The following is a 19,471-nucleotide window of genomic DNA, read 5'->3' as shown; positions in this document are numbered from 1 at the left end:
CGCCCGTCCTGTCAGCCCTTCGCGTACTCGTTGGCCATGGTCCCGGCGAAGTCGAAGACCACCACCTGTTCGTCGCCCACCACCCAGGCGTCGTGCCCGGGCGGGCACACGAACACGTCGCCGGGGCCGACCTCGGCCTCGCCGCCGTCGTCCATGCGCAGGCGCATCCGCCCCCGCAGCACATAGCCGTTGTGGTGGACCATGCAGCGCTCGGTGCCCGCGATCGGCGCCACGGACTCCGACCAGCGCCACCCCGGTTCGAACGTGCCCACCGCGAAGTCGAGCCCGGTCAGGTGGAGCGCTTCGAGGTGGCCACGGGGGAAGTCACGCCGTTCGTCCGGCTTCTCGACCGTCTTCACTTCCAGCATGACGGTGTCCTCCCTTCCGGCCGCTGACCGCGGCCGGGGCCGGCCACCGTCCCCCGGCGGCCTCCGACGGCACCGGCGCTGCGGCGGCGGCCTTGACCCACGCCACCATCGTCGGCCTCGCGCCGGTACGCCGCCATTCGGGCCGGACAACGATGTCCGCGCGGGAGCGGCGCGACGGCCCCCGCCGCCGCGGGAACCCTCCCGGGCGGGACACGCCCTCACGCCGGGGCGGTGACGGGGACCGTTCGCTCGGCGCGGCGGACGGCGAACAGGGCGGCGGCGTAGGCGAGGTCGAGCAGGAAGCAGCCGGCGTACAGACAGCGCATGAGGGCGGTTTCATGGCGGGGCACCGCGTCGGGGTCGGTGAGCAACGCCAGGGAGGCGCAGGCCGTGCCGAGGAGCTTGGTCACCGCGATGCCGGGGGACTGGCCGCGCGTGCCCCGGCGGGCGGCGAGCATCGCGAGGAACATCCCGGACATCGCCAGGTTGCTGCCGAACGCCGTGATGGCACCACCGCCCGCGTCGAACTGCTCCGAGGCGTAGTTCATGCCCGGGTAGGCGAAGGCGAGCAGCGCGGCGAGCGCGGGGAGGTACAACCGGCGGGGAAGATACGGGAATTCGGACCGGCCGAAGCGTACGAGCGTGTAGCCGACGGCCAGGTCGAAGCAGAACCACACGAGGTTGACGACGTGCATGAGCCCGGCCGGGGGCCGCACGAAGGCGAACATGAACTCCCAGCTGATGTTGGTGGCGAAGGCGACGACGGGCATCCCGAACGTGCGCTCGCGCAGCCCTGTCCGGATCAGCAGCACATACGCCGCCGTCCAGAACACCCCCGTGCCGAACAGGAACGCCGTGTGCATGGGACCCCCCGCCAGTCGGCCACCCGGTGTGCGGCGACGACCACTCTGCCACGGTGACCGCCGCGGACACAGCGGGGATCGCGCCGGACGACACCGGCCATCCGCCCCCGCGGCACCTGCCCGGCGAGCCGTCCGCGCCCGGCGCCCGACGCGTGGAAGCGGGCCCGCGCGTGCTCGCGGGTGCCCACCGTAGGCTGGCGTGCCAGGTGTCCCGCCCGACCACCCGAAGGTGACCATGTTCGCGACCTCCCTCGGCACCGACGGCGCCGAACTGCGCCCCCTCCAGCCCTGGCACGCCGGGGAGTTCCTCGCCCATGTGGACCGGGGCCGCGAGTTCATCGGGCGGTTCAACGGACTGCCGGACGTGGTCAAGGACCTGGCGGCCGCCCGGTCGTTCCTGACGGCGTACGCCGAGAAGGAGACGGCCGACGCGGGGCTCATCCGGGGGATCCGGCTGGACGGCACCCTGGTCGGCGCGGTGATCCTGCGCCGGATGGACGTCCCGCAGGGAACGGCGGAGGCGGGCTGCTGGCTGGAACCGGCCGCGGTGGGCCGGGGGCTGGTGACCCGCTCGGCGCGGCTGCTCGTCGACTGGGCGATCCGGGAGCGGGGCATCCACCGGGTGGAGTGGTGGGTGTCGGCGGGGAACGCACCCAGCATCGCGGTCGCCCGGCGTCTCGGCATGCGCAAGGAGGCCGTGCTGCGGGAGAGTTACCGCTACCGGGGCGAGCGGCACGACGAGGAGATCTGGTCGGTGCTGGCGCCCGAGTGGAGAGGCGGGGCCGGGGCGCGGACCGACGCAGGGACGGACGACGCGGGGACGGGCGAAGCCGCGGCGCGGACCGACGCAGGGGCGGGCGAGCGGGTGCCCCGCGCCGGGGCGTGAGATCGACCCGAGCACGACCTGGCTGGTCACCGGCCCCGGGAAATCACCCGGTCGTCGCCTGCAACCTCGGCGGGGGTCGGACGTCTGTCCGGGTGGAGGCCTCCACTTCGACCCGATGTCCGATCCCGAACGACCGAAGGAATCCATGTCCGCACACCGTGCATCCCGCCCCCGCCGTGCCCGCACCCTGCGTTCCGCCCTGGGGGTCTCCGCCGTGGGCGCGGCGCTGGCCGTCGCCGGCACCCTGACCGCCCAGGCGGCCCAGGGCGGCGGCCCCGCCGCGGGCCACACCGCCGCCACCGCCACACCGGAACCGCCGAAGGGCCACACGACCCCGTCCCCCGCCCCCTCCCCGGTCCGCACCGCAACCCCCTCCCCCGTCCCCTCCCCGGTCCACACGGGCACCCCCTCCCCCGCCCCCTCACCGGTGCGCACCGCGACCCCGTCCCCCGTACCGGCCACTCCCACGCCGGTGCCGGCACCGACGCACGCGCAGCCCAGCCCCGTGCCCTCCCCTCCCGCACACGCGACCCCGAGCCCCCTGCCCGCACCGAAGCGGCACGGCCACGTCCCGCACCACGGCCCCGCCGCACCGGCGCCGGTTCCGCAGCACCACTGAGCACCACCGAGTCAGGTACCGGAAGCGGGCCGGCGTCCCTCGGCGCCCCGCTTCCGGTTCCGGGAGCCCCATGACGACAGCCACACCACCGGCGGCCCTGCCCTGGGACCGGGCCGGTGCCCCGAAGCGCCCCGCACCCTGGCGGCGGTTCGGGCGGGCGCTGCGGCCCCGCGTGCTCGCCCGCGCCCGTACGGACACACCCACCGGCCCGGCAGCACCCGGCCCGGGCACCGGCACCGACGCGGTCGCCTTGCCCGGCGCCGAACAGCCGCCTGGGATCGAGGAGTTGTACCACCATCGCCGGCTCTCCCTGGTCCGGCTGGCGGTGCTGCTGGTGGACGACCTGCCCACGGCCGAGGACGTCGTCCAGGACGCCTTCACCGCACTGTTCCGCCGGCACGGTCACCGGCTCGCCTCGCTCGACGACCCGGAGGCGTACCTGAGGACCAGCGTGGTCAACGGGGCCCGCTCGGTCCTGCGCCGGCGCAGGACGGTACGGGCGCACACCCCCGCCCCCGAACAGCACGCGCCCGCCCCGGAGGAGGACGTGCTGCTGCACGAGGACCACCGGGAGGTGCTGGCGGCGCTGCGCACGCTGACCCGGCGGCAGCGGGAGGTACTGGTGCTGCGTTACTGGTCGCACCTGAGCGAGGCCGAGATCGCGGCGACGCTCGGTCTGTCGCGGGGCGCCGTCAAGTCCACGGCCAGCAGGGCCCTGGACGCTCTCGGCCGGCGCCTGGAGATGCTGCGGTGAACGAGTCCGGTACCGGTACCGCGCCGACGCCGGTCGAGGAACGGCTGCGGTCCGCGCTGGCCGCGCGGGCCCACTCCGTCGGCCCCGCCGACCTGCGGCCCCTGCGCCCGCCGACGGCGGCACGGTCCCGCCGGGTACTGCTGCGCCGGGCCGTCGTGGGTGCGCTGGTGCTGGCCGCGGTCGCCGCGCTGGTGTTCTTCACCGTGCGCGACGGCACGTCCCACCCGGTGGAACCGGCCCGCGTCCCGCGTCCGAGGATCGGCACACCCTCCCCGGTGCCGAGCGCGGTCACCCCGTCCACGGCCGAGCCGTCGCCGAGCGCACCGCACCCGTGAGTCCGGCGCGGTCGGCATGCGCCCCGGCGGACCGGGGCGGGCCGCAGACGAGTCAGCCGATTGACTCGGCCACGCAAAATAGGTGTTTCCGCACTCACCGGTAGGACACCGGCCCCGCTAAGTTGGGCGGCATGAGCAATCTTGACCGCGCGCCCGTGCCCAGTGTCTGCGGGGGTCGCGGATTCGTCGTCGCCGAGCCCGTCCGCGAACTGCTGAGCCCGCGTCAGGTGAGGCTGGGCGAGTCGACCGAGGTGCGCCGGCTGCTGCCGAACCTCGGGCGTCGCATGATCGGCGCGTGGGCCTTCGTCGACCACTACGGCCCGGACGACATCGCCGACGAGCCCGGGATGCAGGTCCCGCCGCATCCGCACATCGGGCTGCAGACGGTGAGCTGGCTGCACGAGGGCGAGGTGCTGCACCGCGACTCGACGGGCGGCCTGCAGACGATCGGACCCCGGCAGCTGGGCCTGATGACCTCGGGCCGCGCGATCAGCCACTCCGAGGAGAGCCCGCGCCCGCACGCCCGCTTCCTGCACGGCGCCCAGCTGTGGGTCGCGTTGCCCGACGCACACCGCCACACCGACCCGAGGTTCGAGTACCACCCGGACCTGCCGACGGTCACCGCGCCCGGCCTGACCGCCACGGTGATCCTGGGCGCCCTCGACGGCTCCGCCTCGCCCGGTACGACATACACCCCGATCATCGGCGCCGACCTCGCCCTCACCCGGGGCGCCGACGTACGCCTGCCCCTGGAGCCCGACTTCGAGTACGGCGTCCTGGCCATGTCCGGAGAGGTCCACGTGGACGGCGTACCGGTCCTCCCCGGTTCCCTGCTCTACCTCGGCTGCGGCCGCTCCGAACTCCCGCTGCGCGCCGAGTCGGACGCCGGAATCATGCTCCTGGGCGGCGAGCCGTTCGCGGAGGAGCTGGTCATGTGGTGGAACTTCGTCGGGCGCACGCAGGAAGAGATCGAGCAGGCCCGCGAGGACTGGATGAAGGGGGCACGTTTCGGTGAGGTGAAGGGCTACGCCGGGGGTCCGCTGCCCGCACCCGAGCTGCCGTCGGTGCCGTTGAAGCCACGCGGAAGGGCGCGCTGACCTGGGAGTATCCGGTCTTGGGCATCTGAAGGCCGCTTGGCCGGACGAATGCTGACCCAGAATGCCCGGGTGGTTGTGAGAACCCGATGAGTTCAGGTGGAGTGGGAGGAACATCCGACACAGGACGCAGCCGACGTGGTGGCTGCCGCGCGCAGGGGTCAGGCTGCTGGATGCGGCCGAGCACACCGAAACGCAGTGGCTGCGATCCGCGCGGACCCGCCAGGCAAGCGCAGCCGTCACCGAGCCGCCCTCGCTTTACGATTCAAGCGCGGAGATGCAGGTCTTGTCGTACCCGAGGGGTTCGCCGAGTTCCGTCTGGTTCAAGCTGTGCACACGGCGGTGGAAGCGCAGGATGCCGACCAGTTCTCCTGGGGCGGGCCAGGAAGTGCTCAAGCTGGTTTTCGTCGTGCGCCTGGCTGCTCCACCAGGACGAGCACGTGGTGCCCGTTCCGGGACGCCGCACCCGGCTCATATCGCGGAGAACCTCGCAGTGGCGGGCGTCGGGCTGCATCCGGGCACCCTGGCCCGGATCGACTCGGCACTGAGCCGCTTCACCCCCCCAGGGCACCTGCGACCTGCTCGGGCCGTGACTCCCGTGGCCATGGCGTCCCCGACGCCAACGCTCCAGCAGCCTCAGCCGTGAGGGGTCCCCCTGGCACCTCCGATCCCGGACACCCGCTACGGAGATCCGTGCTCGCCCTACGTGTCCCTGCCGCTTGTCAAGGCTCCGTGCTCTGGGTGCCGCCGGTCAGGGCCGTGCTCAGGGCGCTGCGCCGTCGGATGCCCAACTTGCGGTAGCTGTGCGTCAGATGGGTCTCCACGGTGCGGCGGGCCAGATGCAGCAGATCCGCGATCTCCGCGTTGGTGCGTCCCTCCGCGGCCAGTTCGGCGATCCGGCGCTCGCTGTCGGTGAGCGAGGCGGCACCGATGCGTGTCGTCGGACGGCGGGCGCCGCTCGCACGCAGCGCCTCCTCCGCCAGGCCCCGCAGCCGTACTGCGCCCAGGCGTTCGGCGAGCCCGGCCGCCTCCCGCAGAATGCCTCGGGCGCGCGAGGACTCGCCCGAGGCGGTCAACTGGCGGCCCACGGCCAGCAGCGCTGCCACGAGCTCCGGTCCGGCGGGGCCGCCGCGCAGCAGCCGTACGGCCTCCTCAGCCAGGTCCAGGCCCCGGCGTCCGCCGGTCGCGGTGCCGAGGACACGCAGTGCCCGACCCACCGTGCGGGGTGTGTTCCACACCCCGGCCAGGCGCAGCTCCTCCTCCGCCAGGGCGAGCGCCTCGCGCGGCACCCCCAGGGCCATATGGCACTCGGCGGCGGCAGTGCGCCAGGGGGTGACGACCGGGCTGAACACCTCCCGGGCCGACTGGCGGCGGCCGCACTCCAGGAAGTCGTGCAGGGCTCCCGCCAGGTCACCGTTCGCGGCGCGCAGTCGCCCGCGTGCGTACAAGAACCGGTTCAGCTCCCAGGACTCCGGCGCCGTCCGCAGGTCGAAGGCTTCGGCAAGACGTTCGGCGTCGGTGACACGGCCCGTCTCCACGAGTGCCGTCAACGCGTGGGCATGGGCGTTCCTCGGCGTCGCGGTGGCGGGCAGCGGGTCGGCCAGAAGGCGCGTGAAGTCGCCTCGTGCCGCGATGATGTCCAAACGGGTGTCGAGCAGCGCCTCCTGCATGGGGTGCAGGACGTCGGGGCGCTGCCCGGCCAGGCCGCGCTCCACCAGCCGTTCGGCTTCGTCGAGTTCGTCGGCCCACTGGGCGACCGCGGCGGCCGTCCCCAGCAGGTAAGGCTCGGACAGCGGGTCGGCCGGCTCCGACAGCAGACCCCGCAGGCGCAGCATCGCGTCCTTCGCCGAGCTCCGACCCGCCATGACCGCGTATTTGACCAGGAAGGCGTGACCGGCCGGGCTGATCGACTCCGGCGAGCGCTCGGCAGTCTCCACCAGCCGTGTGTACGCCTCCTGCCGCACCAGCAGTTCCTTGTCGGACAGTTGCAGAAACGCCTGCCGCAGGATGCGTATCAGGTCGGGTCGGTCGGCGAGCGCGTCGTACAGCGAGCGCAGCACCTCGACGCCCGCACGGGTCATGCCACGGCCGGTCAGCGCCGTCCCGAGAGCGACTGCGGCGCGCACTCGTTCCTGTGGCGGCCCCGGCAGCCGCAGTGCCTCGGTGAGCCTCAGGATCGCCGCCGAGGAGCCGGGTACCGCGTACTCCAGTGACCCCAGTTCGGTCAGCAGGCGTTGTCTGCCCTCATCGGAGAGAGGTTCCTCCAGAGCGCGGCGCAGGAAGGCCACCGCGTCCTCGATCTGCCCCTCACGCAATGCCAGCGATGCCGCCTCCTGGAACACCGGCAGCACCCAGGGCGCGTCCACCGCATCGGTGAGCAGCAGTTGACGGGCGACGATCTCACTCGCGACACCACGGTGCAGCATCGACTCGGCGCTCGTCCGGTGCGCGGCGCGCCGCCGGGCCGCGGGCACGCCGATGAGTATCGCGTCCCTCAGCAGCGGATGGGTGTAGCGGGCGCGGCCCATGCCATCGAGGCGAAGCAGACCGAGGCCGGTCATCGCGGTGATCCAGCCCGAGACCCGGGTCGGGTCGGCGCCGGTGAGTTCGGAGAGGAGCGAGGGGATGTGGAGGACCGGGAACCCCGTGCTGGGGGCGGGGCCGTGGTCCCAGCCCTCGTCCAGGATCGCCAGTGTCCGTGCCACCTCCGCGGTACCTGGCCCGGCGCAGTCCAGCCACCATTGGACGGCCGCCGAGAACGCTCCGGGGTACAGCGCGGCCGAGGTGTCCGGCACGACCGGGTGACTGCCGTCGGAGAGGTCGTCCAGCAGGGCGCGCAGCAGCAGCGGATTGCCCGCCCCGGCCCGTACACAGTCCTCGATCCAGGAGTCGTCCGCGTCGGGGAAAGCCGAACGGACCTCTGCCACGGCCGAACTGGGGGACAGCGGGGTCAGCGTGTGAGTGGCGACCAGGGCAGGAGAGAGACCGTGGGCGAGGCTCTGTGCGGGCGGGTCGACGTCGTACTGGCTGCGCTCGGTGACCGCCAGAATGATCGGCAGACGGTCCATGAGCCGGGCGGACTCCACCAGCCACCGGCGGGACGCCGCGTCAGCCAGGTGTACATCGTCGACGGTGATCAGCAGCGGCGACCGCTCGGCGTGCGAGTGCAGCACCTTCCGCAGCCCGGCGCCGGTCCTGCGTTCATCACCGTCCCCTGTGGGATCGATCAACTCGGCTTCTGAGCAGAAGAGTTGAAGGACGGTGGCGAAGGGGAACGCGGAGTCGCCGGCGGAGCAACGGGCTCGCATCACCTGCATACCACGGGCTGCGGCGTCCTCGGCGGCGGCCTCCAGAAGGGTGGTGCGCCCCGTGCCGGTGGCACCGCGCAGCAGGACCAGACGACCGGTGCCCGCACGAGCGCGCTCGGCCGCTGCGGCCAGCAGCCGTGCCGCTTCCCGTGGTGCACATGCCGTTCGGCACACTCCTGCCTCCTCGTGTGGACGTGGGCGTCCTCATGGACGAGGACGCCGTGCGCCCTGCCGCGGTGGCGTGACCCGCACCGTGAGAAGAACCACCATGATCGCGCACAGGTGCGGAGGAACCGGAATGTCGCGTCCGCCATCACGTTCCCGGTGTCGTGGATCTGGCCTGCCGATCTCGTGGTCCGTGTCGTGGTGCTCCACGATTGCGCTGGTCACGAGGGTCGCAAGAGGGTGAAGAGGCGCCACCCGCCTCTGACCCCATAGAAGTGGCGGGTTCGCGGACAGGGAGACAGGGTGCTCAACTCGATCCGGATGACACACGCCGGTACGCCACACGGCACCGCCGTGCCGCGGGCTCGGGTTCCCGTGACGGGGCACGCCCGAGTGGTGAGAGCGCGTCAGCCGAGATGCCGGACAGATGTGCCGTGCCTCCGAGCGGCGTGGACGACGCACGCCGACGACGAACCGTGGGAACCGAAGGTGCGGACACAGGCGCTGGGCGATGACCCTCACCGCAGGGCGGTGACCCGTGCGGCACAGGGATGCGCTCTCCACGACACGCCCCTCCCGCCGGGACCGGCCGGCACCTGCCCCGGGGCGGCCCACCCGTCCCGCCGCCGGCAGCCGTACCCGCCGAAGGCGAAGCCTGGAACCGGCCCTATGGCGGAGATCGTCAGCTCTGTGTCCTTGCCGCCAAACGGCAGGGCGGACAAGGATGATCGGATGACACAACGGCGCGTCGTCTTCCTCGTCTTTCCGCAGTTCCAGGTGCTCGACCTGGCGGGACCGCATGAGGTGTTCACGCAGACGGAACGGTGGGTGCCCGGGGGTGAGGGCTACGCCGTCGAGATCGTCGCGGGCCGGGCCGGAGCGGTGCGCGCCTGCAACGGAATCGACGTAGCGGCCGGTAGCGGCGTCCAACAGTGCGAGGGTCCGCTGGACACGCTCGTGGTCGTGGGCGGACCGGGCGATCGTGAGGCGGCGGACGACGAAGAGCTCATCGGCTGGCTCAGGGAGGCGGCCGGCCGGGCCCGGCGGATCGCTTCCGTGTGTACGGGCGCGTTCCTGCTCGCACGGGCCGGCCTGCTCGACGGGCGGCGCGCGGTGACGCACTGGGCGGCCTGCGAAAGGCTGGCCCGGGCGCACCCGGACGTCACGGTCACCCCGGACCAGATCTTCGTACACGACGGGCCGGTGTGGACCTCGGCCGGCATCACGGCGGGGATGGACCTGGCGCTCGCCATGGTCGAGGAGGACCACGGGCCCGAGGTCTCCCGAGCCGTGGCACGGATGCTGGTGATGTTCGTACAACGTCCGGGCGGTCAAGCACAGTTCAGCACCCAGCTCGCCGCGCAGCGGCCCACGCGCAAGCCGTTGCGGGACGTGCAGGCATGGGTCGCCGACCACCTCGCCGACGATCTGACCGTCCGGATGCTCGCCGACCGGGCCGGCATGAGCGAGCGGAACTTCACCCGGGTCTTCCGCGCCGAGACCGGACTCACTCCGGCCGCCTATGTGGAGACCGTACGCATCGAGGCCGCCCGGGCTCTGCTGGAGACGACGGACACCACCATCGACGCGATCGCCCGGCTCTGCGGCTTCGGCTTCGCCGAGACCCTGCACCGCCGCTTCAAGCACACCCTGGGCGTCACACCGGGGCAGTACCGCCACCACTTCTCCAGAACAGGGTGAAGAAGCGCTCGCACCTGGCCGTCGCAGTGACGAGCCCGAGCGCAACCGGCGCGTCTCCTCGGACGCCTTCGGGCATCGCGGGTTGGCCAGAACCGTCCCGGACACCGCTCCGGTCGTGTGACGGCACGTCCACGGCAGGCACCGGCACCAGACACAGCACTTGGAGCGCACGTTCCCGATCAACGACGCGCCACACCACGGCACAGAAGCAGGATATGCATGACAGTCTCTTCAGACAGCGACGGCACCGTCGCAGCGGCAGCTCCCTTCCGGGTGCTCGGTCCGATCGAGGTGAGCGGCGAGCAGGGGATCGTGCCCGTGGCTCCGGGGCGTCAGGAGATCGTCCTCGGGGCGCTGGTGCTCGAACTGAACCGGGTGGTGGAAACGACCCGTCTGATCGACTTCATCTGGGATCACGGTCCGCCGAAGACCGCACGGGCCCAGGTGCAGATCTGCATCTCCCGGCTCCGGAAGGCACTTACGGAGGGAGGCGTGGACGCCACCATCGAGACCCGTCCCCGCGGATACGTGCTGAGGGCGCCGCAGGACGCGACCGACATCGGCGATTTCCGTCGCCTGGTGGCTCAGGCGCATGCCCTGGCCCGTGACGGTCTGAGGATGCCCGCGGTGGAGAAGCTTCGCTCGGCCACGGGCCTGTGGCGGGGGCGGTGCCTGGCCGGTGTACCCAGCGAGGTCCTGGCCGGCATGGCGGCACAGTGGGACGAGAGGCGCCTGGAGGCGGTGGAGACCTGCATGGGGCTGTTGCTGGAACTCGGTCGTCACGAGCACCTGGTCGGCGAACTGATGCAGCTTGTCGCCTGCCATCCGTTGCGTGAGCGGCTGCGGAGTCACCTCATGGTGGCGTTGTACCGTTCGGGCCGGCAGGCGGAGGCGCTGGACGTCTACCACCAGGGCCGCGCGATACTCACCGAGGATCTGGGCCTGGACCCGGGGCGGGAACTGCGCGACCTGGCGCAGGCGATCCTGACCCACGACCCCGACCTGGCCCTGGCCGAGCCGGCCGAACCACGTCCTGTCGTGGCGACGCCGTTCTCCGAGGCGGCTCAAGAGCGAAGCGCCGATCCCGACCCGGTCGTGACCCCGAGGCAACTTCCCGCAGACACCGGCGACCTGGTGGCGGACGGCCGGTTCGTCTCAGCGGTCTGCGACGCCGTCACCGAGGGGCAGGACAAGGGGCAACTGAACGTGGTCCTGGTGCTCGGCGGACCTGGTGTCGGCAAAAGCACGTTGGCCAGGCATGTGGCGCACCGGGTGGCGACCGAGCGCTTCCCGGACGGACAGCTCTACTGCGACCTGCGCGGGCCGGGCGGACAACCGGTGGGCCCCGCAGAGGCGTTGGGGCGCTTCCTGCGGGCGCTGGGCGTGCCGGGCCAAGCCATCCCCGACGCGCTCGACGAGCGCGCGGAGATGTACCGAAGTCTGCTGGCCGGTCGCCGGACACTGGTGCTGCTGGACGACGCGGTGAGCGAGTCGCAGGTGATGCCGCTGCTGCCGGGAACCAGCAGCAGCGGCGTGCTGGTCACCAGCCGCGGCCAGCTCACGGCGTTGCCAGGCACGCGTCGATTCGGCGTGGCACCGCTGAGCCCGGAACAGGCCGTCCAGCTCCTGGGGCGGATCATCGGAGAGCACCGGGTGGAGAGGGAGCCGGAGGCGGCGCGGTTCCTCGCGCATCTGGTGGGCGGGCTGCCCCTCGCTCTGCGAATCATCGGCGCCCGCCTGGCCGCGCGGCCGCACTGGTCGCTGGCCTCCATGGGAGACCGGCTGGAGAACGAGCACCGCCGACTGGACGAGCTGGCGCACGGCGAACTGTCGATCCGGGCAAGTCTTTCCCTCAGCTACGACGGCCTGGCGGCGGCCGACCGTCGCCTGTTGTGCCTGCTCAGCCTGGCCGAGGGGACGGAGGTCCCGAGCTGGCTGGGTGCCGCCCTCGTCGACGACCGCACGCCGCACTGCACCGACCTGCTGGAACCCCTCATCGACATGCGGCTCCTCGGCATCACCGCCATGGATCAGGACGGGGACTTCCGATGCGGACTGTCACAGATCGTCAGGATGTTCGCGCACGAACGGCTCCCGGCGGAATTCACCGAGGCAGATCGCGCTGGAGCGGTGCGGCGCATGGTCGGCGGCTGGATGGCGCTCGCGGAGAGGGCGCACAGAGAGATCTACGGCGGTGCATGCACCATCGTGACGGGCCGGGGCGAGCGATGGCATCCGTCGGACAGCCATGTCCAGCGGTGCGTGCGCGACCCGCTGGGGTGGCTGGAGAGAGAGCAGACCAACCTGTTGAACGCGGTCGAGCTGGCGGCCAGGTCGGGCCTGGACGAATTATGCTGGGAGCTGGCCACGACCCTGGTGACACTTTTCGAGGCTCGCGGCTATCCCGACCTGTGGGAGCGCACCCATCAGGTGGCGCTGACCGCGGTGCAGGAAGCGGGCAACGAACGGGGCCAGGCGGCGGTGCTCGGCTCGCTCGGGACCTTGCACCTGTACCGGGGCGAACACGAGGCGGCGGGCCCCTACCTCAGCGCCGCTCTGGAGATCTTCGAGCGGATCGGTGAGGTACGCGGTCATGCGCTGTGCCTGCGTGACCTGGCGCGCATCGAGCGGCACCGTGGTGACGACGATCGGGCACTGGCCCTCTACACGAGCGCTGAGCGCGGCTTCCTGCGGGCGCGGGACGTGATCGGACGGGCGTACGTGCTCGGCGAGATGGCACACATCACGATGCGGCGGGCGGACTTCACGCGAACCCGTTCCCATCTCGACGAAGCCCTCGGCATCTGCCGGTCGGCCGGCTTCGACCGGGGCCAGGCCCTCGTACTGCGGCGGCTCGGCCAGATGCTGACGTGCCAGCAACGCTACGAGGCCGCGGAACAAACCCTGCTCGAGGTCCTCGCTATGGTCAGGGCGAGCGGCGACCTGGTCGGCGAGGGGTATGTGCTGCACGACCTCGGCCGGGTCAATGCCCACCTGCACCGAAGGGAACAGGCCGTCCAATATTACTCGCTGTCGGCCAAGATCCGGGAGCGGATCCTGGACCACAGCGGGGCCGCCGCCGCGCGGTCCGACATCGTTGCCATGCTGGGCAGGCCCATGACGTCCGTCGGCTGGCACCAGCAGGCAGACAGGTCCGTCACGTCCACGGCGTGTTGAGGGCGGGTAGCTCATCGGCCGGCGACTTCATGATGGCCATCTCGATTCTCCTTACCTCCGCGACCCGTTCGGCGGTCCGTCCGGGCGTCACTGACACCAGCGTGAACCAGGTGCCCATCGTGGCCGCATGACCGCGCTATCACCGCCCTATCCCGTCCCTGTCCGTGCCGTGGATGCGCCGTGATGCCGTGCCGATAGGGCGACACCGGAAAGTGGGTCCTGCCGACCTCGGCGCCCCTTCGGGGGGACAGCCCTCAAGGAGTGGTCCGAATGACCGTAGTGACCTGGGACGTGGTGACACCCGCCGCGTGCGGCGTCCCGCATACCGAATCGCGGCGCGGCACGAGAGAAGCGGTGCGTGCGCACCAGAGCCTCCTCTTGGCCCTGGCCCAAGAGGAGGTGCACGACTGATGACGATGGACGCGGAGTTCTACTCCCGGGTGGCCGAGCGGTTCGGCGGCTACTTCAGCGATGCGCGCAGCACCGACGTGTTCGCCGACGGCCGCCCGGACGCCGTCTTCGACGAACTGGCGACCGCGCTGGGAACGCCACAGGCCCGACTGCTGGATGTCGGCTGTGCCGACGGGCGCAGTCTGTTGCGCATCTCACGACCGTACGGCGTCGTGACCGGGATCGATCTGTCGCCGTCGATGCTGGAGTGCGCCGCACGGTATCGGGCCGAGGCAGGTCTGCCGCATGTCACGTTCGAGCTGCGCGACGCCGCACATACGGGGCTGCCTGACGGATACGCCGATGTGATCACGTCCCGCCGCGGTCCGCTGATCGCCGGCGAGTTCGAGCGGGTGCTGCGCCCCGGTGGGGTCGTGATGTACATGGGGATCGGCGAGCAGGACGCGCGCGAACTCAAGGAGACGTTCGGCCGCGGCCAGAATTTCGACAGCTGGAACGGCAGGCCCTTGGCGGACGAAGTTGCCCTCGAACTCTCCGACGCGGGCTTCGTCGTGACACGAAATCAGGCGTTCCTGTTCGAGGAGTTCTACCACTCGCCGGACGACCTGAACACATTCCTGCACCAAGTGCCGATCGTCGACAACTACGATTCCGCGGCGGACAAGGAGGCGTTCGATCGATATGTCGCCGCGGTCTCCGTCGATCAGGGCGTCCGGCTGAGCCGGCATTGGTTCATCGTGCAGGCGCAGAAGCCGACGGCCGTCGAGCCGTCCCACCCCTAGGAGGCGGTGCGCCATGGAACAGGATCTCGTGGTCAACGAAGTCTTCGGTCCGACCGTCCAGGGTGAGGGTCGGTCCATGGGACGCAGGTGCGCGTTCCTGCGACTCGGCGGGTGCAATCTGTCGTGCTCGTGGTGCGATACGCCCTACACGTGGGACTGGGTCGGAGCCGCTGACGGCGGGATCGCCCACGATCCCCGCAAGGAGCTTCACCGGCGCCCGGTCGGAGACGTCGTCGAAGAGCTGCTCGCGTTCGACACCGAACTGATCGTGATCTCGGGCGGTGAGCCCCTGGGCCAGCAGGAACGGCTGATCCCTCTGGTGGCAGCGCTGACCGAACGCGGTAAAGAGATCGAGATCGAGACGAACGGAACGCACGCCGCGCACCCCGAACTCGTCGCCGCTGGCGTCCGGTTCAACGTCTCGCCCAAGCTGTCGCACTCCGGTGACCCCCTGCGGCGCAGGATCGTCCCCGCCGCTCTCACCAGCCTTTCGGCCCTGCCGGGCAGCACGTTCAAGTTCGTCTGCCAGAACACCCGCGATCTCGACGAAGTGGCGCAGCTGGTCACCGACTTCGACCTCCCCTCGGTGTGGATCATGCCGATCGGGCGTACCGCCGACGACGTCACCAAACACATGGGCGAGTTGGCCGACGCGGTGGTGGAGCGCGGCTGGAACCTGACGACGAGACTCCACACCCTGCTGTGGGGCGAAAAACGCGGCGTGTGACCCACGGCCCGCACAAGAAGAAGGGAACTCGTCCGATGACATTTCGGATCACGAAGAAATTTGAATTCTCGGCCAGCCATCGGCTCTCCGGTCTTGCTCCGGATCACCAGTGCGCCCGGATGCACGGGCACAACTACGTGATCGAGCTGGAACTCGCAGCCGATGACGCGAGTCTGCTGCCCGTGGGCTTCGTTCGCGACTACGGAGAGCTGTCCGCGTTCAAGGAATGGATGGACAAGCAGCTTGATCACCGGCATCTGAACGATGTGATGGACGAAAACCCGACGGCCGAGAACATGGCCGCCTGGATCTACAAGACATGGGTGATGGAGTTTCCCGAGTTGACCTGTGTCCGTATCTCCGAGACTCCCAAGACGTGGGCCGAGTACCGGCCGTGAGGCCGGCGACGACGAAGCCCGGACGAAAGGCAGCCGCATGTCGGTGACAGATATGGAACTCGACGGTGACCCGTCGGCGACCAGGACGGCCGAGGACCCACTGGTCGGGATCGCCCGCCAGTTGCTGGAGGAGATCGGCGAGGACCCCGATCGTGACGGACTGCGCGACACCCCTGCGCGGTTCGCCCGCTGGTGGCGCGAGTTCATCAACTACGACCCGGGTTCGCTGGGCACGCTTTTCGAGTCGATCGGCACGAGCCAACTCGTGGTCGTCTCGGGCATTCAGGTCTGGTCGCTGTGCGAGCACCACCTCCTGCCGTTCAACTGCTCCGTGACGATCGCGTACCGCCCGACGGGTCAACTGCTCGGCCTGTCGAAGTTCGCCAGGGTCGCCCATCAGTACGCGCACAGGCTGCAGGTCCAGGAGCGTCTCGTGGACCAGATCGCGCTGGAGATCAGCACCCTGAGCGGCACCCCGGACGTCGCGGTGATAGCGAAGGGCGAGCACCTCTGCATGTCGATGCGCGGCATCAAGGCTCCCGCGCAGATGACGTCGACCGCGTATCGCGGGGACTTCGGCACGGACCCCGGGCTCCGGGGCGAGCTGTTCGACCTGCTCCGGGCCTGACGAGCCGTCCGGCTCCGCCAGTGGGCCGCCCACGTCCTGCCGGGGTCGATGATCCGGTAGCCGGAGCCGCCGGACCACGCGCTCCGCACCGGGTGGCCACGCGTACCGGCAGCGCCGAACCGGACTCTCACCGCGCTCCCGCCGTTCCGCCGCGCCCACCGGCGACGGGCTTCGCGGTTCCGGCGAGTGTGCTCCGCAGGGGTTCGGCACCGGCTGCCGCTTCGGGCGTTCCTCGTCGAAACGTGGTTTCCGCCGGCTTCCCCGTGCGCGGCGGTCGTCGGCCGCGTCCCGGTCACGGAGCGGCGAACAACAGGCCGCTCTCTTGGGCGCATCCGCGCATCCGGTCCGGTCGACATGAAAGGACAACGATGAACACCATTGATTCCTCCACGCCTGCGGAAGCGGCCCGGCTGCTTCCCGAGCTGGACGCCGAGCGGCTGCTGGCCGACCTCCTGACCGCACGCGACCACCTGTGGGACGAACAGAGCTCGCACGAGAACGGGCGAGTCTCCAGGTGGGCCGAACAGGACTGGCGCTGTCTCCCGGTGCGCAGCCCCGGTGGTGACAAGACACGCACCGACCCCGGCGGCCCCGGCAGCGCGGAGTTCGCCGACACCGAGTGGCTGGACGACATGCCGTACGTGCGGGAGATCCTGCACGCCATTCCCGGCCCCCTCTACGCCGCCCGGTTCCTGGACCTCGGCCCCGGAGTCATCGGATACCGCCATTGCGACGCCAAGTTCGCCCCGGACTGGGGTCTGGCCCGGCTGCACATCCCCGTCATCACCCACGAGGAAGCCTCGCTCGACCTCGACGGAGAAATTCATCGCTGGCAGCCCGGTGAGTTCTGGTTCGGTGACTTCAGCCGCAAACACCAGATCCAGAACCTCGGACCCGAGCACCGGGTGCATCTCGTCGTGGACGTGCTCGTCACACCGGAGCTCGCGCGGCTGTTCCCGGCCGACTGGGCCGACTACTTCGACGGCCCGGATGTGCTCTACAACCGTCCGGGCGTGGCCACGACCGGCCAGGAGCGCAAAGCCGCGCGGTGTTCGTTCGACGCGCCGGAGCACCTGCTGGAGATAGAGGTGTTCGGGTCGCTCACCGGCGCGCAGCCGCAGGCCGGCTTCGGCATCGTCGACACCGGCACGGAACTGGCCGTCCGCTCGCCGCAAGACCACCTCTTCCCGCTGGTGGCCCTCGGCGGAAACGAATACCGCCTGGTCGGCTGGAGCGAGGAGCGGACCATCACCACGAGGCTGGACGGTCCGCGGCCCGAGGTCGAACTGACCTACCGCAAGGGCCGGGAATCGACCCGCCTCGCCGTCCCGGCCACGCCGACGCCGTGACGGACGCCCCTGCGTCCGCCGCCGCTCCGGCGCACAGCGCACCGCAGTCCTGACCCTCAGGTACTGACCCTCCGTCCCTTTTCCGTCTGCCGGAAGTCGACACATGCCGAAAACCGTCGCAATCGTGTCCGGCGGCCTGGACTCGGTCACCATGGCCTACCACCTCCAGGCGCAAGGACACACACTCCACCTGCTATCTGTGAACTACGGACAGCGTCATCTCATCGAGCACCGCTTCGCCGCGAAGGCGGCTCGAACTCTCGGGGTGCCCCACGACGTCGTCGACCTCAGCCCCGTCGGCAAGCTCCTGAGCGGCTCCTCGCTCACCGACCCGACCATCGACGTGCCGGATCACCGGAGCGGGTCGTCCGGCGGCAGCCCGAACGTAGTACCCAACCGCAACGCCCTCCTGCTGTCCGTCGCCTTCGCCGTCGCCGTCGCCCAGCAGGCGCAAGCGGTGGCCGTCGGAGTGGTCGACGACCTCCAGGCCGCACCCGACAGCAACGCCGCCTTCATCGATTCCTTCCTCGCCATGGAGCGGATCGCGACCCACGGATACGCGCATCCCGACCTGACCCTGACAGCCCCGCTGGTCAAGCTGCGCAAGAGCGACGTGGTGTCACTCGGTGAGGAACTCGGCGTCCCCTGGACCGACACCTGGAGCTGCTTTCGCGGCGACACGCTCCAGTGCGGGCGGTGCGCAGCCTGCGAGGAGCGCCGGCAGGCGTTCCGGGACGCCGGCGTGACCGATCCGACGACCTACCAGAACAGCGATTCGAAGGAGCTGTCATGACCGACCCGTTCCCCGTGCTCGATCTCCGGGACGCCGCCGGTTCGCCAGAAGCCCGGGCAGAGTTCCTGCTGCGGTTGCGCAGGGCCGTGCACGAGATCGGCTTCTTCCAGCTCGTCGGCCACGGCATCGAGGACGCCGACGACATGCTCGACCTCACCCGCCGGTTCTTCGAGCTGCCCGAGGCCGACCGGCTCGCGCTGAACATCCTCGACTCGCCGCTGTTCCGCGGCTACTCCGAACTCGGCCGCGAACACACCCGAGGTGTGCCCGACCAGCGCCGGCAGCTGGACATCGGCCCGGAGCAGCCCGCGAGGCCGTCCGAGCCCGGGGATCCCGCCTACCGGTGCCTGATCGGCCCGAACGAGTGGCCTGCCGCGATGCCCGAGCTGCGCCCGGCCGTCGAGTCCTGGATCACTCGGCTGACCGATCTGTCACACCGGCTGCTGGGGCTCCTGCTCGAGTCGCTCGACGCCCCCGCCGACTTCCTGGACGACGTGGTCGACCCGGATCCACAGATCCACCTCAAGCTTCTGCACTACCCCGGTCCCACGCAGACGAGCGAGGGCACCGGTTCCGACCAGGGGACCGGCATTCACAACGACCTCGGGCTGCTCACCCTGCTCGTCCAGGACGACAACGGCGGCCTTCAGGTCGCGGTCGAGGACGACCGGTTCGCGGACGTACCGGTGATCCCGGGGGCGTTCGTGGTCAATCTGGGAGAACTGCTGGAAGTGGCGACGCGGGGCTATGTGCGCGCCACCCTCCACCGGGTGGTCCGGCCCGCCCCGGGCGTCGACCGCTACTCCATTCCCTTCTTCTACAACCCCCGGCTGGACGCCACGATGCAGTCACTGCCCAGCCCTTACGTCGAGGGCGCCGACGGAGTCATCGACGTCGTCGGCAACCCTCTGTTCGCCCTCTACGGCGACAACGTCATGAAGGGGCTGGTCCGCTCCTTCCCCGACATCGTCGCCCGGCACCATCCCCACCTGGCCGCGGTGGCCGGGTCCGGGAACTCCTGACACCGGCCGTCGGCGCCACCGCCGGGCCCGAGTGGCCGGGCCCGGCGGTGGCGCCGACGGCCGGTCCGAGGGGGACCGCACGAACCTGAGG

Annotated in this window: 19 protein-coding genes; 15 read left to right on the top strand and 4 right to left on the bottom strand. The window is 70.8% G+C overall.

The genetic code is table 11. The features are described 5' to 3' along the window. Nucleotides 1–11: 11 nt before the first annotated feature. Both IE244_RS30085 and IE244_RS30080 read right to left on the bottom strand, forming a co-directional pair. The gene (locus IE244_RS30085) at nucleotides 12–368 is read right to left on the bottom strand and encodes a cupin domain-containing protein (protein WP_191876706.1); all 357 of its coding nucleotides are present in this window, start codon (nucleotides 366–368) and stop codon (nucleotides 12–14) included. Nucleotides 369–586: 218 nt separating this feature from the next. Further along, on the bottom strand, nucleotides 587–1,231 hold the full coding sequence (locus IE244_RS30080; protein ID WP_191876705.1) for a transmembrane-type terpene cyclase: 645 nt from the start codon (nucleotides 1,229–1,231) through the stop codon (nucleotides 587–589). Between the two features lie 235 nt (nucleotides 1,232–1,466). Here IE244_RS30080 and IE244_RS30075 point away from each other — a divergent pair, with 235 nt between their 5' ends. The 5 genes from IE244_RS30075 (at nucleotide 1,467) to IE244_RS30055 (ending at nucleotide 4,922) form a co-directional block, all read left to right on the top strand. Then, entirely contained in the window at nucleotides 1,467–2,117 is a 651-nt protein-coding gene (locus tag IE244_RS30075; RefSeq protein WP_229854420.1) for a GNAT family N-acetyltransferase, read from the top strand. A gap of 145 nt (nucleotides 2,118–2,262) precedes the next feature. Next, complete coding sequence (locus IE244_RS30070) at nucleotides 2,263–2,736, top strand: hypothetical protein (protein ID WP_191876704.1); 474 nt, start codon at nucleotides 2,263–2,265, stop codon at nucleotides 2,734–2,736. A gap of 70 nt (nucleotides 2,737–2,806) precedes the next feature. Beyond that, nucleotides 2,807–3,490 (top strand): RNA polymerase sigma factor, encoded by a 684-nt coding sequence (locus IE244_RS30065; protein ID WP_191876703.1) that lies wholly within the window; start codon nucleotides 2,807–2,809, stop codon nucleotides 3,488–3,490. Then, complete coding sequence (locus tag IE244_RS30060) at nucleotides 3,487–3,825, top strand: hypothetical protein (protein WP_191876702.1); 339 nt, start codon at nucleotides 3,487–3,489, stop codon at nucleotides 3,823–3,825. The genes IE244_RS30065 and IE244_RS30060 overlap by 4 nt, the downstream gene beginning before the upstream one ends. A 131-nt stretch (nucleotides 3,826–3,956) precedes the next feature. Beyond that, the gene (locus tag IE244_RS30055; protein ID WP_191876701.1) at nucleotides 3,957–4,922 is read left to right on the top strand and encodes a pirin family protein; all 966 of its coding nucleotides are present in this window, start codon (nucleotides 3,957–3,959) and stop codon (nucleotides 4,920–4,922) included. 255 nt (nucleotides 4,923–5,177) lie between these two features. Here IE244_RS30055 and IE244_RS30050 read toward each other — a convergent pair whose 3' ends face one another. Continuing rightward, a complete protein-coding gene (locus IE244_RS30050) occupies nucleotides 5,178–5,315 on the bottom strand; it encodes a hypothetical protein (RefSeq protein WP_191876700.1) in 138 nt (45 codons plus the stop codon). A 326-nt stretch (nucleotides 5,316–5,641) separates the two neighbouring features. Next, nucleotides 5,642–8,401 (bottom strand): helix-turn-helix transcriptional regulator, encoded by a 2,760-nt coding sequence (locus IE244_RS30045; protein ID WP_191876699.1) that lies wholly within the window; start codon nucleotides 8,399–8,401, stop codon nucleotides 5,642–5,644. A 723-nt stretch (nucleotides 8,402–9,124) separates the two neighbouring features. Between IE244_RS30045 and IE244_RS30040 the strand changes: the two genes are divergently transcribed. The 10 genes from IE244_RS30040 (at nucleotide 9,125) to IE244_RS29995 (ending at nucleotide 19,380) form a co-directional block, all read left to right on the top strand. Beyond that, nucleotides 9,125–10,093 (top strand): GlxA family transcriptional regulator, encoded by a 969-nt coding sequence (locus tag IE244_RS30040; RefSeq protein ID WP_191876698.1) that lies wholly within the window; start codon nucleotides 9,125–9,127, stop codon nucleotides 10,091–10,093. Between the two features lie 219 nt (nucleotides 10,094–10,312). Then, a complete protein-coding gene (locus IE244_RS30035) occupies nucleotides 10,313–13,270 on the top strand; it encodes an AfsR/SARP family transcriptional regulator (protein ID WP_191876697.1) in 2,958 nt (985 codons plus the stop codon). A 270-nt stretch (nucleotides 13,271–13,540) separates the two neighbouring features. Further along, nucleotides 13,541–13,681, top strand: a complete 141-nt coding sequence (locus IE244_RS30030) for a hypothetical protein (RefSeq protein ID WP_191876696.1) — start codon at nucleotides 13,541–13,543, stop codon at nucleotides 13,679–13,681. Beyond that, nucleotides 13,681–14,463, top strand: a complete 783-nt coding sequence (locus IE244_RS30025; RefSeq protein ID WP_191876695.1) for a class I SAM-dependent methyltransferase — start codon at nucleotides 13,681–13,683, stop codon at nucleotides 14,461–14,463. The genes IE244_RS30030 and IE244_RS30025 overlap by 1 nt, the downstream gene beginning before the upstream one ends. A 13-nt stretch (nucleotides 14,464–14,476) precedes the next feature. Beyond that, complete coding sequence (locus IE244_RS30020; RefSeq protein ID WP_191876694.1) at nucleotides 14,477–15,190, top strand: 7-carboxy-7-deazaguanine synthase QueE; 714 nt, start codon at nucleotides 14,477–14,479, stop codon at nucleotides 15,188–15,190. A gap of 35 nt (nucleotides 15,191–15,225) precedes the next feature. After that, nucleotides 15,226–15,588, top strand: coding sequence for a 6-pyruvoyl trahydropterin synthase family protein (locus IE244_RS30015; protein ID WP_191876831.1), 363 nt, complete (start codon nucleotides 15,226–15,228; stop codon nucleotides 15,586–15,588). Between the two features lie 37 nt (nucleotides 15,589–15,625). Then, nucleotides 15,626–16,216, top strand: coding sequence for a GTP cyclohydrolase I (folE, locus tag IE244_RS30010; RefSeq protein ID WP_191876693.1), 591 nt, complete (start codon nucleotides 15,626–15,628; stop codon nucleotides 16,214–16,216). 368 nt (nucleotides 16,217–16,584) lie between these two features. Beyond that, nucleotides 16,585–17,565, top strand: coding sequence for an aspartyl/asparaginyl beta-hydroxylase domain-containing protein (locus IE244_RS30005; RefSeq protein WP_191876692.1), 981 nt, complete (start codon nucleotides 16,585–16,587; stop codon nucleotides 17,563–17,565). 103 nt (nucleotides 17,566–17,668) lie between these two features. Next, nucleotides 17,669–18,358 (top strand): 7-cyano-7-deazaguanine synthase, encoded by a 690-nt coding sequence (locus IE244_RS30000; RefSeq protein WP_191876691.1) that lies wholly within the window; start codon nucleotides 17,669–17,671, stop codon nucleotides 18,356–18,358. Continuing rightward, a complete protein-coding gene (locus IE244_RS29995; protein ID WP_191876690.1) occupies nucleotides 18,355–19,380 on the top strand; it encodes an isopenicillin N synthase family dioxygenase in 1,026 nt (341 codons plus the stop codon). The genes IE244_RS30000 and IE244_RS29995 overlap by 4 nt, the downstream gene beginning before the upstream one ends. Nucleotides 19,381–19,471 lie beyond the last annotated feature (91 nt).

Origin of the sequence: Streptomyces filipinensis, from assembly GCF_014649495.1 — a bacterium.
GTDB classification, from domain to species: Bacteria; Actinomycetota; Actinomycetes; order Streptomycetales; family Streptomycetaceae; genus Streptomyces; species Streptomyces filipinensis.
This window is presented reverse-complemented; position numbering and strand designations above follow the sequence as displayed.